Genomic DNA, 14,107 nt, shown 5'->3' with positions numbered 1-14,107 from the left:
TATTTCCACGTATAAAGAGAAAACCAAATGAGCCGATCCACCAAGTGCTTCCGAAACGAAATAGCCCTATATGTGGATAAAAAAAGCGATCTTCGCAGAAAACAGTAGGCGGCCACGGCACTAAATAAGAAAAAACTTTTTACAACATTCAACCTACAGAGAGTAAAAAAATGAATATAGGCATTGACTTAGGAGGAACAAAAATCCAAGTGGGGATCGAAAAGAACGGAGAGATTATCTCCCAGACAAAGGCTCTTTTAAAGGACAAAGACAGCCTTTCCTCCACCTTGAAGCAAGTGATCAACTTCATCAGACCGCTGATGGATCATAAAGTGGAAGGGATTGGCATCGGGGTACCCTCTGTTGTGGATGTGAAAAACGGCATCGTTTACAATGTGACCAACATCCCATCCTGGAAAAAGGTAGAACTCAAAGCTATACTGGAAAAGGAATTTGAAATTCCGGTTTTTGTAAACAACGATGTCAATTGTTTTGCCATTGGTGAACACCGCTTTGGACTGGGAACCCAGTATAGCAACATGGTGGGCATGTCTATAGGCACCGGTCTGGGTTCAGGCATTATCATTGACAACAAGCTATACACCGGAATCAACTGTGGCGCCGGTGAAATCGGCCTCCTTCCCTACAAAGATAAAAATATTGAATATTACGCCAGTGGTAATTTTTTCAGCAGCTTCTACGATACCACTGCGTTGGATGCCTACAAGGCAGCTAAGGCTGGAAATCCAGAGGCTCTGTCCCAGTGGGGAGAGTTTGGACTCCATTTCGGAGCCGCCGTGCAGGCAGTGCTGTACACCTACGATCCGGAGGCCATCATCATCGGCGGATCCCTCGCCAAAGCCTTTCACTTCTTCAAAGATAGCATGGAGGAAAGTTTTAAGGACTTCATTTATCCGGAAATCATCAAGAAGCTAAATATACTCGTCTCCAATAATGAAAACATCGCGCTTTTAGGTGCTGCGGCACTGGTGGACCAAGCGTTAGAACATGCGGGCACAATCGTCAATCCATCCAATAGCCTGTAATGTCAATCCCCACCAACGAAACGTACTTCCAAATGAAGAAAAATAACCTTATAGTTGCGCTGATTTTATTGATCTTTTTTGTCATCTCATTTTTGACAAACATCTTGGGACCCATCATCCCAGACATCATCGATAGCTTTACATTGAGCTTGGGGCTGGCCGGATTCCTTCCTTTTGCCTTCTTTGTCGCCTATGCTGTGATGTCCATACCCTCCGGGATTTTGGTGGAAAAATACCGCGAAAAAAAGGTATTGGCGGCTGCATTTATCATGGCATTTGCAGGTGCGCTCCTCTTTGCACTAATCCCCAGCTTTGGCATTGCACTCAGCTCCCTATTTATCATTGGAATTGGCATGGCCATGCTACAGGTAGTAATCAACCCACTTCTACGCACCGCGGGAGGTGATAAGCATTTTGCTTTCAACTCGGTATTGGGCCAGTTGGCCTTTGGTGCTGCTAGTTTCCTAAGCCCTTGGCTCTACAGTTACCTGGTGAACAATATGCACACGGAGAATACTTCTGGACTGATTACCCTGCTAAATGGGCTGGTCCCAGAAAACCTCAAATGGGTTTCTCTCTATTGGGTATTTGCGGTCACCGCCTTTGTCATGGTGATCATTGTCCTCTTGGCAAAATTTCCCACCGTGGAACTGAAAGAGGATGAGAAAATCGATGCCGGATCCTCCCTCAAGGAGCTCTTGGGTGACCGTATGGTAATCTTGTTTTTCTTGGGCATTTTCTCCTACGTAGGCACCGAACAGGGCGTAGCCAACTGGACCTCCAAATTCCTACAGGATTATCATGGAGTAGATCCCTCTACGGTGGGCGCATCTGTGATCTCCTATTTTTGGGGACTACTGACAGTAGGCTGTTTGCTCGGGTTGGTGCTATTGAAATTCTTTGACAGCCGGCGGGTATTGATGCTATTTACCTCCGGAGCCATCGTTTCCCTGCTAGCGGGACTTTTCGGGCCTACCGCCGTCGCGATTGTCGCATTCCCCTTGGTGGGTTTCTTTGCTTCGGTGATGTGGTCGATCATCTTTTCCCTGGCACTTAATTCCGTGGCCAAGCATCACGGTACCTTCTCTGGAATCCTTTGTACCGGCATCGCAGGTGGTGCTGTGGTTCCTCTGATCGTGGGCGGAATTGCTGAACTGGTAGGCTTGAAAGTGGCCATGCTGTTTCTCCTGATCACATTGGGGTACATTCTCAGCATTGGAGTATGGGCCAAACCCCTGGTGACCAATGCGACCGTAAAGAGTTTCAAAGACCTCTTTAACTAAAACCCATCGCGATGTATAAGATTATCCTTTTATTGGACTTTGCGGAAGAATACAGCAAAAGCTTATTGAAAGGGATATCGAAATACTCCTCCGAACACGGCCCATGGACCTACTGCCGTATGCCGCTCTATTATCGGGAAACCATCGGCATAGAGGGCATTATCAACTGGGCAAAAGAATGGGGGGCCGATGGAATCATTGGGCAGCTTTACAACGACATGGACATCAAACTCATCCTAGAATCTAGGATTCCAGTAGTGGCTCAGGATTTCAAGGAACGGTTCAAAGAACTGCCCAACATCACCGGGGCCTACCGGGAAACCGGACTGATGGGGGCCTCTTATTTTCTCCAAAAAGGATTCAAAAACTTTGCCTTCTATGGCTTCAATGACATCGTATGGTCCAGAGAACGGGCCGAAGGCTTCGAAGAAAAAATCAATTCGGTAGGCTATAAAGTACACTACTTTGAACACCGAAAATCCCGATCCACGGATCTTTGGTACTACAAAAGCAATTCCCTAAGCAAATGGCTGGTATCTCTACCCAAGCCCATCGCACTCATGACCTGTGACGACAATCAGGGACTACACATTACCGAAGCATGCAAGCAGAACAAAATCCGGATTCCGGAAGAGGTGGCGGTACTGGGGGTAGACAATGACGTCATGCTGTGTGAACTGTCTGACCCTCCCCTATCCAGCATTGCCATGGACGTAGAAAAAGGAGGATACGACACCGCCAAACTGATGGATCATATGATCAAAAACGGATTTGAGAGTCATTACGATATCGTAGTGAAACCCACCCAAATCATCACCCGTCAGTCTACGGACATCTATGCTACCAACGATGACCATATCGCTTCCACGCTCAAATATATTCACAAAAACATTGAGAAAAACCTACAGGTAGACGAAGTGGTCAAACAAGTCCCCCTTTCCAGAAGAACACTGGAAAAGCGCTTTTTACAGATCACTGGATTTCCGATCTACAAGTATATTTCCAACCTGCGCATTGAGAAGTTTGCGCAAAAACTACTGGAGACAGATCAGACTGTTTTCGAAATTGCCATGGATCTGGGCCTGAATGACAGCAAAAACATCGCCCGCCAGTTTAAGCAGGTAAAGGGCTGCAACCCCGTGGAATACCGCAAACAATACCTAGCGGGCAAGTAACCCCACCCCCCCCTTTCCGCATACATCGTCGGTAGAAACCAGTTTTATAAAATACGGACTCTTTTCCAACTTATCCTGATTTTTTGATAGTACGATCCGCCGGCCTCAGGTATATCCTTTACAAAAAAACTCACTACATATGAAGCAATTGACAAAGCATACATGGTTTGCTATTATCCTAGCAGGCATGGCACTCGCCACAGCCTGGGCCATTCGCGGGCAGTTTGGTCACGAACAGGGCGCTGCTTGGGCTGGAGGAATCGGAAGCTTGGCCATCCTGCTGCTCGCTGGCCGAAAAGACTGGTACCCTAAGGCGATCAAAGCAGCGTTTGCCGGTGCCGTAGGATGGGGACTCGGAGGTATGATGAGTTACGGTGCAGTAGTCGGATACGGAAGGGGAGTCGAATTTGTCAATGTATATTATGGACTACTAATGCTCTTGGTCATTGGTGGGCTTTACGGCTTTATCGGAGGTGGCCTGTTTGGATTGGTCCTCGCAGATACCACAAAAAATAAAGTGAAATGGCACCAAGTGATTACTGAACTGACTGTGGGCGGGGTGATTTTCTACTATTTCATCATCGAACAACTGGGCATAGAAATGACACCTCCGCGTTCAGAGGCTTGGGGGGTGTGCGCAGGAATTGGGATTGCGCTTCTATACTACTTGGCTCGCACCGGACAACACAGCGCGATGCGGGTAGCGGTATTCGCAGGACTTGGAGGGGGATTTGGCTTTGCTTTTGGCAACTTCCTTCAGGTCCTCGGTAACGTAGCCCAAGTACCTTTCAACATGTGGAACGTGATGGAGTATTCACTGGGTTTTTTTGGCGGAGCCGGCATGGCATACGCAACCTACACTTCGGAATGGCCCAAGGAAGAAAAAGTGGTCCTTAAAAACTCCAACCTGCTCATTCCATTGGTCGGATTGGTCCTGCTCATTCCCTTCTTTGTTTGGCAACAGTCCTTCATCATGAAAGACCTCAGCCCCACCCTAGAACGCCTAGAGGTAGCAGATCCAGCGTCCCTGTTCCGAATGGTCCAATGGGTCGCATTTTTGGCGCTTTTGGCACTTGCGGTTACTTGGATCAGAAAGTTTAACCGCCACAAAAACGACCTTTCCAGCCCCATAGAACGGGAGAGCATCAAACAGGTATTTGTCGGCTATTTTGGTTTGTATATTCTCTACACCATCCTGATTACCGGATCGTTCCTGAGTTTCTATCGGATAGAACAGTTTCTGTACATCGCCAATTTTCTGGTCATCTTATGGGCTATGCCGAAAGTATCCGTTTCCTTTGCTCCCCGTCCCATAGCTCCTGTCAAATGGACCTATGCCCTCTTGGGGGTGATTGGGTTCATAGCTATTCTGGCCCTGATTGCGATCAGCACCCACGGCGAAATGCCCGGCATGAACCGAAGATTTGAGTTAGACTAAATTTAGTAAACTAAAAGGAGGCTGTCTCCCCGGGTGAGACAGCCTCCTTCTTTTACTCGTACTCCGGTGTGTCCGGTATGCGGTTTACCAACTCGTTCCGACCATCCGGTCCTTTGATCAACTCAAAGGCATCGTAGAGCTCCCCATGAATGGTATACGCTTCGAATTGCAGCTTGCTGTCATTTGATAGATGGATAACCTGGTAGGTTTGGGTCTTAGAGGCCTTCCGCTCCATCCAAGGGTAATCTTCGGCGTCATACATCTTGATCCCAGCCATGGACACCACATATACCGTCCCTTCTTTTTCTGCTTTAACCTCATCGATACCCCCATGTTGACTGGGTCCGATCATCCCCCTTCCATACGCATGGTCATGCCCCTGCAATACCAGATCTACCTGGTATTTGTCAATTATCGGCTTGAAATGTTTTCGTAGATCTGCATTGTCCCTATTGGCCTTCGTGGAATAAAAGGGGTGGTGGATCGTAACCACGGTCCACTTCCTGGGGTCGTTGGCTAAAATTGAATCCAACCAAATCACTTGCTGATGCTTTAAATAAGGGGATTCCTCGATTTCTTCCGCATTCAGAGATACGAGCTTTAGGTTGGGATAGTTAATCTGGTAACAGGTTTCCTCCAGCCCTTTTGGGCCATTTAGTGGTAGGTTAAACTGCGGCCTCCATTGTGGTGAGAGCAATTCATCCTTGCCGTACTCATGGTTGCCGGGTGTCATCATACTGGGCACAGTTGCATGAATAAATCCACCGGCATAAAACCACTCTCCCCACTCAAAGTCATCGTTATGTCGATTGATGAGGTCGCCTGCATGAATGGAAAAAGCTGCATCCGGGAAATGCTTGTATGCTTGGCGGATAAGCCTGGACCAATGATCCCGAACTCCATTTTGAGCGTCTCCCAAATACAAAAACGAAAGGCCCTCCTTCTCCGGATCGGGGATGCTAACCTGAAACCACTCGCTCCAATGGTCTCCTGCTCCTACCCGGTACACATAGACTTTGCCCGGTACCAGATCAGTCATCTGGGCACTATGGTAATACGCCTCTATAGTGGAGTTTGTCTCGTGACGGACCGACAAAAACTCGCTCTTTGCCTGCTGGGAACGGATCGTTTCAAAAAAGGAAGAAGAGTGCGTCGCCTCCGACCACTCCAAAACTCCCTCTGTCTGATCGACCGAAGTTCTCCAATTGACATTTAGGACGTTCAGGGGGGATTCAGACAGGTTCAGGATCACCCGATCAGGCATGGGAGAAGGCAGGTATCCCCTCAGTTGTACCTCTACCTGATCCACATCCAAGGCTTGCTGTGCATTTACTGACATGCCCAGCATCATACAGCCTATTAGTAGGTAGTTCAAGTGCCAAAAACGTTTCTTTTTCGCTTCATTCATCTTTAGGAAATATATCATTTTCGTATGGAATTTACATAAGGCAAAAAGTACCCTATTTGTATACGCCGATTGGGCCTTCACCGACTACCCGGCCGTGAAAGTTGTGATATCAAATAGCGTTTTTTATAAATTATCCCTAAGGAAAGTTTGAATAAAAACGCCCTGATTTTTCGTGAAAATCAGGGCGTAAAAAATGACACTTAATAACTCAACTTTTACCAAGGCTTGCCGGTACCTTGGATCAACCAAGGCTTAGACCATTGGTTATTGGCACCCCTACCGGCAGCATAGGTAACCTCTAGCCTGCCGATGGCTGCATTGGCGTTATTCGCATTGAAGTTGATTTCATTGTTACCGTAAGTAAACCTTACGGGCAACACTGGCTCCGCAGAAGCCTCCCCAGGCACCAAAGCAGGTAATCCGGTTCTGCGGAAATCAAACCAAGACTCGGAAGCCGTAGTCCAAGACGCGATCCACTTTTGTTCGATGATTTGCTCCAAGCTTCCATTGTAAGCGACTCCAGGCCGCGCAATGTATTCTTCGTAGCTACCACCTACACCCCATGTTTCCAGAGAAAATTTCACCGCATTGTTGTAATGGGTTTGTGCATTACCCACGTTCCAGCCACGCTGTGCAGCTTCGGCTAGAATAAAGTGTACTTCTGCAGCAGAAATGATCCGTGCTCTCAGGATGCCGCCACTTCTGCGCCTATAGTGGTCAGAAAGCTGGGAAACGTGCTGATTTTCCAATTGCTGTCCTTCCGTTGGATTCAGATTATGCGCACTGGGGTTTTCCAATGCGGGAGGAACCCCTACGTACCTGCCAGTATCCAGCTGACGGCCCAGCAAAGCAGGGTTATAATGTCTGGTATACACATTACCGGCTGCAATTCGCTGTACATACTCTGCATCGTTAAACGAAACCCTTCCATTTAGGATTACGCCATTTTCGCGAATAAACGGATCAATCGCAGTAGTCAACGTCGGGTCTTCAATCCACTGGCAATGTACAGGTCTAAACCACACAGGTATCCGAGGATCGTTAATCTCCAACATTCGGTCAATCAGGGTAGTGGTAGGTTTGATCCTTCGGAAGTTTGAGCCTGCATCAAAATCCGTGGCGCTTGGCCAGGAATCTCCCGCAGAAGCTCCGATGTAATTCATCGTGACATCATCGTCAGCGGCAGATAAGAAAATTCCAGTTCTGTATACTTCCTCAATACCTGCTCGGGCAAAGTCCGGCTTCTTGGCCTGCAACCTCATATAATACCTGAGCAACAGCGAGTTCGTAAACTTATGCCAACGCTGCGCATTGCCACCAAAGTACAGATCGTACTGAGGGATGATACCCGAGTTGCTTCCCGTAGCGAAAATTTGTGCTGCTGCCTTCAGGTCGTTGATTACGCCATCGTAAATCACTTCTTGGCTATCGTATGCTGGAAACTCGTTTTCAAGTCCCGGCTGATCTCCGCGAAGGGCCATGGTGTAGGGTGCGTCACCCCACAGATCGGTGATCGTTCCGAATAAGAAGGACTTCATGGTCAGTGCGATGCCACGGTGGAAATCCAAACCAGTCGCTTCCGCACGCTCCATTAGAAACCGGTTGTTGCGAAGCATATCGTACCATCCGTTCCAGTCCTGAAGTCCCCATTCATACTGATTGTGACCGGTAAACCAGCCATCTTTCTGGGTATGCTGCACGGTACCGGCTAGGTCTCCGTACCCCATGTTATTGATGTTCAATGCCGCCTGTCTCATCACAGCAGGCAATAGCAAATTGGGGTTGGCTGAGGTTGGCGAAATCCCATTGGGATTGTCGTTGATCTCGTCCAGGCTGTCACACGAAACGGCTGCCAGCAGCACGAATGCGAACATGAACTTATAAAATGAACTAACTATTTTCATCTTCTCTCAATTTTTAGTGTTTAGTTAACCAAGGTCAATTAAAACGTCATGTTTAACTTAAATCCAAACGGCATGGTCCAAGGCATCACATTCTGCAACTCGATTCCCTGACGGAAAACGTTCGCTGTATCGCCTTGACGGCCACCGGTGATTTGGAACGCCCGCTCTGGGTCGATACCAATATTAGCTGCAGTCCAAAGGATCACGTTTCGGGTGAAGACAGATACGTTAGCACTACGGATGCCTTTGAAGGTAGGTAGATCGTATCCTATTGAGAGCTCCCTCAATTTGATAAAGGAAGCATCATACGTCACCTGCTGGTTGTAAGACCAAGCGAATTGGTTAGAAGCAGGTCGGATAAAGGTTCCTTCACCACCCAAGTGCTCAATGTATTCCCCTGGCGCCACTTCGATTACACCTGGGATAAATACACCATCATATGCTACGCCATTGCCCAGAGGGTTGGGAAATCCACCCATTTCTTGGGTATAGCCACCCACGCGTGGGAAGTTGCCGTTTTGTGGAATGATGTATTTCTCTGGATCGGATTTCAGCAAGGCCACCAATTCATCCGTTGAATACAATCCACCTGGAATCAAGTTGTCGATCTGCAATTGGGATTTCCAGTTGGAACCACCGTATCGGTAGGTAAAGGACTGGAACTGACCACCCATTCTCCAGTCAAAGCTGGCTTGCAAATTCCACTTCTTGTACCGCAGACCAGTCTGCATACCCATGATAAAGTCCGGGTTGAAGTTACCCACTTTTACCCGTGCCTCTCTACGGTTGTCAGGCTGCCAAGTACCGGTAGTATTGGTCAAAATTGGCCATCTGTAGTATTCAGAATTGGGATCTTCCACAAACCGGAATCCTCTACTGTACAGGTTTCCGATGTCTTCGCCGACAAAGGTCTGCGCACCACCGTTGTTATCATCCCAAAGGGTGATAAAGTCCATACCGTCTGTCAGGCTCTCCAATCGAGTCCTCATTCGGGTGAAGTTCACATTTACATCAAGGGATAGTCCGTTAGCCCGTTGGATTGGTGTGCCGCCCAACATAACTTCCCAACCACGGCTGGAGATCATACCGGCGTTGATTTGACGGGTAGGGAATCCAGATGAAGAAGGTCCCTGTACGTTCAAAATCTGGTTTCTGTTTTCCTGATAGAAATAGGTTCCTTCGAATCTCAACCGGTCGTTGAACAAATTCAAGTCCATACCATACTCTTGAGAAGTATTGATCTCAGGTCGTAGGTTTGGATTGAGGAGGTTTCCGGGGAAAGTATTAAATACCAAGTTACCCCAATTTCCAGTTCCCAAAACAGGTGACAGCGCATATGGGCTGGTGTCGTTACCTACCTGGGCAATACCTGCTCTGAATTTCAACATGGAAACTTCCTGAGGAAGGTTAAAGGTATAGTTTGCCATCCAGCTCAAAGACGCCGAGGGATAGAAGTAAGAACGATTTGCCGCAGGAAGGGTACTGGACCAGTCATTTCTGGCAGTCAAATCCAAGTACAGTTGGTCCTTAAATCCAATGGAAGCCAATCCAAACACACTGTAGATCGCTCTTCTAGAAGCAAAGTTGGAATAGGCAATGCCATCTTGAGGAATGTTGCTGATTCGGTATAATCCAGGAACTACCAGACCCACACCTCCACGGCTTCCCATGTAGTTATCACGGAAATTTTGGTTCATGGCATTGGCACCTCCAGATACAGAGAAGTTAAATTCACCAACAGACTTGTTATAGGTGGTGAGGAATTCAATGTTGGATTCCGCCTGTGCGATATCCTGCAAGTGATACGCACCTCTACGCTCTTGTGTATACGAGTAAGGAATCTTGGTCTCCCTGTTTTCTGCGTAGGTATCGTAGCTCATACGAATATGAGAATTCAGATTTTCGCTCCATTTGTAGTCCAACTTCACGTTGCCAAATACCCTGTCCCTTACGAATGCGTTATTGATTCCGTAAGCGATGAAGTAGGGATTATCCATGTTGTCAGCAGGGGCTCTCTGCTGGAATTCCTCCTGACCGGGCAGCCAGTAATCACGCATATCTGCAATGTTCACGTGAGACCAATCGTATACCGATTCTGCCGCATTGGCACCACGGTTACCTGTAGATGGACGGTCATTTGACAAAGATTTGGACAAGTTTACATCGGTGGAGAATCTCAACTTCTCAGAAATATCAAATCCTACGGAGAAATTCAGGTTGTGTCGAAACAAATCCGAATTTGGGATCATACCGTTGTGCGACATGTTGGTGTATCCCAGCTTGTAGGTAGTACGATCAGTAGACCCGGTAATCGCAAGCGAGTTTGTAGAGGTTATTCCCGTCTCCAAGAAATTTTTCATGTTATCCGGATAAGACCTCATCTCCATGGGTACTCGGTTACCGTTTGCATCCACAGGGCTATTCCACTGTACTGCCATAATTCCTTGATCCAACGGAATGCCAGTCCAATAAGCAGAACGCTCATCCAACAACCCAACACGGTTTCCATTGGAGAATTTGTAGTGGAAGTCCAAATACCTAACAGGCGTTTCAAATACGTTGGAAGACGAGAAATTAACCGTCATTCGCTCTCCCTTTTTACCTTTTTTGGTAGTGATCAACACCACACCATTACCGGCACGGGTACCATACAAGGCTGCTGCACTCGGACCCTTCAATACGGAGATGCTCTCGATATCGTCGGGGTTAAGGTCGGAAATCTGGTTACCATAATCGACCTCGTTTCGACCACCCATGCCCCGCATATTGCTGAGGCTGTTTGCCACTGGAACTCCATCAATCACGAATAACGGCTGATTGTCGCTGGTAAGGGATGTAGCACCCCGGATAATGATTGAGGAGGAAGAACCTACCCCGCTGGTTTGGTTGATCGTTACACCAGCTACACGGCCAGCCAGTGCGTTGATGGCATTTTCTTGGGTTACGTTTCGGACATCATCGCCCTTTACTTCTGCCACTGCATAGCCCAGTGATCGCTTCTCTCGCTCTATACCCAAGGCAGTAACTACTACTTCAGACATGGAAGACATGGATTCGGCGAGCGAAATATTGATGGTAGATTGATTGCCAACACGAACCTCTTGGGTGTCAAAACCCACGTAAGAAAATACCAGAACGGAATTCTCGCCAGCTACGTCGATCGAATAAGCACCTTCGATATCGGTGACCGCTCCATTATTGGTTCCTTTTTCGACGATGGTTACGCCAGGAAGGCCCATATTGTCTCCCTTTGCAGTAACTTTGCCTCTTACAGTGACGGCAACGGCCTCAGGAGCCTCTTCTGCCAATGTGACGTTATCCAAGGCACCTGCCCCGGCATTTGTCGTAGCAGCCATGGACGCATAGGGCGATCCATAGCACAAGCCAAACGACAGCAGTGGTACCATCCACTTGAACATTTTGTTTGTACGGTGTTTTTTCATTTGTTTTAGATTTGTTATGTTTTAGAGTAATCTTAGGTTTATTCCCATTGGAAAGCAGGTTTCCAAACCGATTGCAAATCGCATCCGGCCAATTCGCTCCCCGGATGCTGATACTTTGGTAATAGTGACTTTTATTTTTCTGGCTAATTTCTATCCTTTTTTTCTTACTAGTTATTGCACTCCTTCTATTGATTTCTATTCGCTTAATTCATACTTTTATCCGGACTGTTTTCCTTACCGGAAACTGCTTTTTGCTCCTTCTCGTATTTATCCATTACAGCATTGAAATGGTCCCGCATACTGTTTTCGAGAAAAACCGCCTGTTCCTCGTCTTCGAGGGCAAGCAACAGCTGTTCAAATTCCTCTCGGGAAATTTTTCCTTTAACCAGCTTTTGAATCAAAGCATCTGATGTTGTCTTTTTCATTGAGTCACCCTCCGAACCTATATACATGAAAGGGTAAAAAAGAGGCTACTTCCCATTTGTTGTTTTTTTGTTTCCCCAAGATTATCCTAACATCATGATTGCCTTGGCATGAGGTCATTTACCAAATAGACTGCTAGCCCATTTTTGACGGATTGCAGTAGCTTTATATAGAAATGTTCACAAGTCACAAAAAAGCCTATCATGTTTAAAAAGCAGCTCCTACTGGGCGTTCTAATCGTTGTTCTCGGTTCCTGCGCAAATAGGAAACATTCCCCAACCAGTTCGAAAACCCTATCCGAAACGATGGACGATCTGGTTAGCCGTTTTTACGAGCAATTTGAAAAACCCACCTTAGACACCATCAGCGAGTCCTTTATTCGGTCCTACCTGACTGATGATGAAAAACAGGTGATGGCTACCCAATATTGGGTGCTACGTGTCAATGTACCCGTTACCGTTTCCCTGATGCGTGATTCGGATCAAAAAACCATTCCCTTTTGGCTAGAGGAATCTGGATTTACCCGCACCGAAATGCGTGTGAAAAATACCCACTCAACCTACGAAGTTTGGCAAAAAGACTTTCCAAAAGGCGAAATCAACCTGGGTATCAACGGTTTTGATAAACATCGGCCCGTATATTTTATCAGCTTGGCCCCCAAAAATGTATCCGATCAATTGGAAATCGAGCCAGTATTCCCTGAAAACCAACACATTGAGACGCTTGATGTGGGCGCATTTACCTACCACGACTGGAGCGGACTTACCCTGACCGAGGTGCCGCAGGAAATGAAAGGAAAGCCCATGTTGACCACTATTCGCGGTAGGGCGCGTGAAGCCCACCTAATTGGTGCCTTTCGGGCTACAGATTTCCCTTCCTCCACCGTTCCAGATCAAGTCACGCTAACTTGGAGCGGAAATCCTCGAAACTCCATCGACATTCAGTGGCGGACCCATGCTTCGGTGGAAGCTAGCGGCGTCCGGTATTGGAAAGAAGGTTCCACAGACACGCTTACCCAAACTGCGGAAGCTGCGCTCATGGAAGACCGATTACTCGAAAACGACCGGTACATCCACCGATTTACCGCCAAGATCCAAAACCTACAACCTGCCACTCGCTATATGTACCAAGTAGGCAGCCCAGAAACGAGTTGGACAAACCCAGAAAATTTCCAGACCTCGGACGAAAAGAACGCTCCGTTCTCCTTTGTGTGGTTTGGCGATGTACACAATACCGATCAGTGGGGAGATTTAATCCACCAGGCGGACCAACGCCATAAAGACAACCGGTTTTACATCATTGCCGGTGACTTGGTAAACACTGGCCTGCACCGCGACGATTGGGATCAACTTTTCGGCTATGCAGGAAAAACCATTGCCCGCCGACCGCTAATGACGGTGCCTGGTAACCACGACAGTCAGGATGGCTTGGGTGCTTGGATGTTTGAGGACATGTTTAGCTATCCCGAAAACGGACCGGCGGAATTACCCAGTGGAAGGTCCTACTATTTCACCTACCATAATGCGCTTTACATCATGTTGGATGCCACGCTGCCCTTGTCCAAGCAGAGCGGGTGGATGGAGCAGGTACTAAAAGACAATCCCGCCGACTGGAAATTCGTGGTTACCCACTTCCCTCCATACAATGCCGTAGAACCCTACGAGGACATTATTTCGCAGTGGGTACCCCTCTTTGATCAATACGAGGTAGACATGGTTATGGGTGGGCATTTTCATTACTACATGCGCTCCAAACCCCTGATAAACAGTGAAGCAAGTACCAACCCTAAGAAGGGTACCCGGTATGTGATCTCCATCGGCACCAAGGGGAAAAATAAAGAAGCCGAAAAAGGGAGCTATGCGGAGGTTCAATTTGCCGCCGAATTTCTGTACCAGTACATGGAAATTGATGGTAGAAACGTACGCTATACCGTCTACGACCTAAGCGGCAACATCAGGGATCAGTTTACCTTAACAAAAGACTAGCC

The 14,107-nt window shown here is 47.5% G+C and carries 9 protein-coding genes; 5 read left to right on the top strand and 4 right to left on the bottom strand.

Features of this window, described 5'->3' with window-relative positions; all coding sequences use genetic code 11:
- Window positions 1-170 precede the first annotated feature (170 nt).
- The 4 genes from JJU34_RS02445 (at window position 171) to JJU34_RS02430 (ending at window position 4,942) form a co-directional block, all read left to right on the top strand.
- The gene (locus tag JJU34_RS02445) at window positions 171-1,046 is read left to right on the top strand and encodes an ROK family protein (RefSeq protein ID WP_228690732.1); all 876 of its coding nucleotides are present in this window, start codon (window positions 171-173) and stop codon (window positions 1,044-1,046) included.
- Window positions 1,047-1,078: 32 nt separating this feature from the next.
- Entirely contained in the window at window positions 1,079-2,329 is a 1,251-nt protein-coding gene (locus tag JJU34_RS02440; RefSeq protein WP_228690731.1) for an MFS transporter, read from the top strand.
- An 11-nt stretch (window positions 2,330-2,340) separates the two neighbouring features.
- Window positions 2,341-3,504, top strand: a complete 1,164-nt coding sequence (locus tag JJU34_RS02435; RefSeq protein WP_228690730.1) for a DNA-binding transcriptional regulator — start codon at window positions 2,341-2,343, stop codon at window positions 3,502-3,504.
- A 139-nt stretch (window positions 3,505-3,643) separates the two neighbouring features.
- Window positions 3,644-4,942, top strand: coding sequence for a hypothetical protein (locus tag JJU34_RS02430; RefSeq protein ID WP_228690729.1), 1,299 nt, complete (start codon window positions 3,644-3,646; stop codon window positions 4,940-4,942).
- A gap of 52 nt (window positions 4,943-4,994) precedes the next feature.
- Here JJU34_RS02430 and JJU34_RS02425 read toward each other — a convergent pair whose 3' ends face one another.
- From JJU34_RS02425 to JJU34_RS02410, 4 genes are all read right to left on the bottom strand, one after another.
- Entirely contained in the window at window positions 4,995-6,368 is a 1,374-nt protein-coding gene (locus JJU34_RS02425; RefSeq protein ID WP_228690728.1) for a metallophosphoesterase family protein, read from the bottom strand.
- Between the two features lie 197 nt (window positions 6,369-6,565).
- Window positions 6,566-8,254, bottom strand: a complete 1,689-nt coding sequence (locus tag JJU34_RS02420; protein WP_228690727.1) for a SusD/RagB family nutrient-binding outer membrane lipoprotein — start codon at window positions 8,252-8,254, stop codon at window positions 6,566-6,568.
- Window positions 8,255-8,292: 38 nt separating this feature from the next.
- Window positions 8,293-11,697: a SusC/RagA family TonB-linked outer membrane protein gene (locus JJU34_RS02415; RefSeq protein ID WP_228690726.1), complete on the bottom strand. Its 3,405-nt coding sequence runs from the start codon at window positions 11,695-11,697 to the stop codon at window positions 8,293-8,295.
- Window positions 11,698-11,900: 203 nt separating this feature from the next.
- Entirely contained in the window at window positions 11,901-12,122 is a 222-nt protein-coding gene (locus JJU34_RS02410; protein ID WP_228690725.1) for a hypothetical protein, read from the bottom strand.
- Between the two features lie 303 nt (window positions 12,123-12,425).
- On the opposite strand from JJU34_RS02410, the gene JJU34_RS02405 reads away from it, so the two are divergent.
- Window positions 12,426-14,105 carry a metallophosphoesterase family protein gene (locus JJU34_RS02405; RefSeq protein ID WP_228690724.1) on the top strand — a complete coding sequence of 560 codons (1,680 nt, stop codon included), beginning with the start codon at window positions 12,426-12,428 and terminating at the stop codon, window positions 14,103-14,105.
- The last annotated feature ends 2 nt before the right edge of the window (window positions 14,106-14,107 follow it).

It is taken from the genome of Lunatimonas sp. (assembly GCF_020832325.1).
GTDB lineage: Bacteria > Bacteroidota > Bacteroidia > Cytophagales > Cyclobacteriaceae > Lunatimonas.
This window is presented reverse-complemented; position numbering and strand designations above follow the sequence as displayed.

Bases quoted from the DNA above. Each gene is read 5' to 3' on its own strand.
- JJU34_RS02425 (WP_228690728.1), bottom strand. From the start codon at position 6,368: ATGATATATTTCCTAAAGATGAATGAAGCGAAAAAGAAACGTTTTTGG.
- JJU34_RS02410 (WP_228690725.1), bottom strand. From the start codon at position 12,122: ATGAAAAAGACAACATCAGATGCTTTGATTCAAAAGCTGGTTAAAGGA.
- JJU34_RS02420 (WP_228690727.1), bottom strand. From the start codon at position 8,254: ATGAAAATAGTTAGTTCATTTTATAAGTTCATGTTCGCATTCGTGCTG.
- JJU34_RS02415 (WP_228690726.1), bottom strand. From the start codon at position 11,697: ATGAAAAAACACCGTACAAACAAAATGTTCAAGTGGATGGTACCACTG.
- JJU34_RS02440 (WP_228690731.1), top strand. From the start codon at position 1,079: ATGAAGAAAAATAACCTTATAGTTGCGCTGATTTTATTGATCTTTTTT.
- JJU34_RS02430 (WP_228690729.1), top strand. From the start codon at position 3,644: ATGAAGCAATTGACAAAGCATACATGGTTTGCTATTATCCTAGCAGGC.
- JJU34_RS02445 (WP_228690732.1), top strand. From the start codon at position 171: ATGAATATAGGCATTGACTTAGGAGGAACAAAAATCCAAGTGGGGATC.
- JJU34_RS02405 (WP_228690724.1), top strand. From the start codon at position 12,426: ATGGACGATCTGGTTAGCCGTTTTTACGAGCAATTTGAAAAACCCACC.
- JJU34_RS02435 (WP_228690730.1), top strand. From the start codon at position 2,341: ATGTATAAGATTATCCTTTTATTGGACTTTGCGGAAGAATACAGCAAA.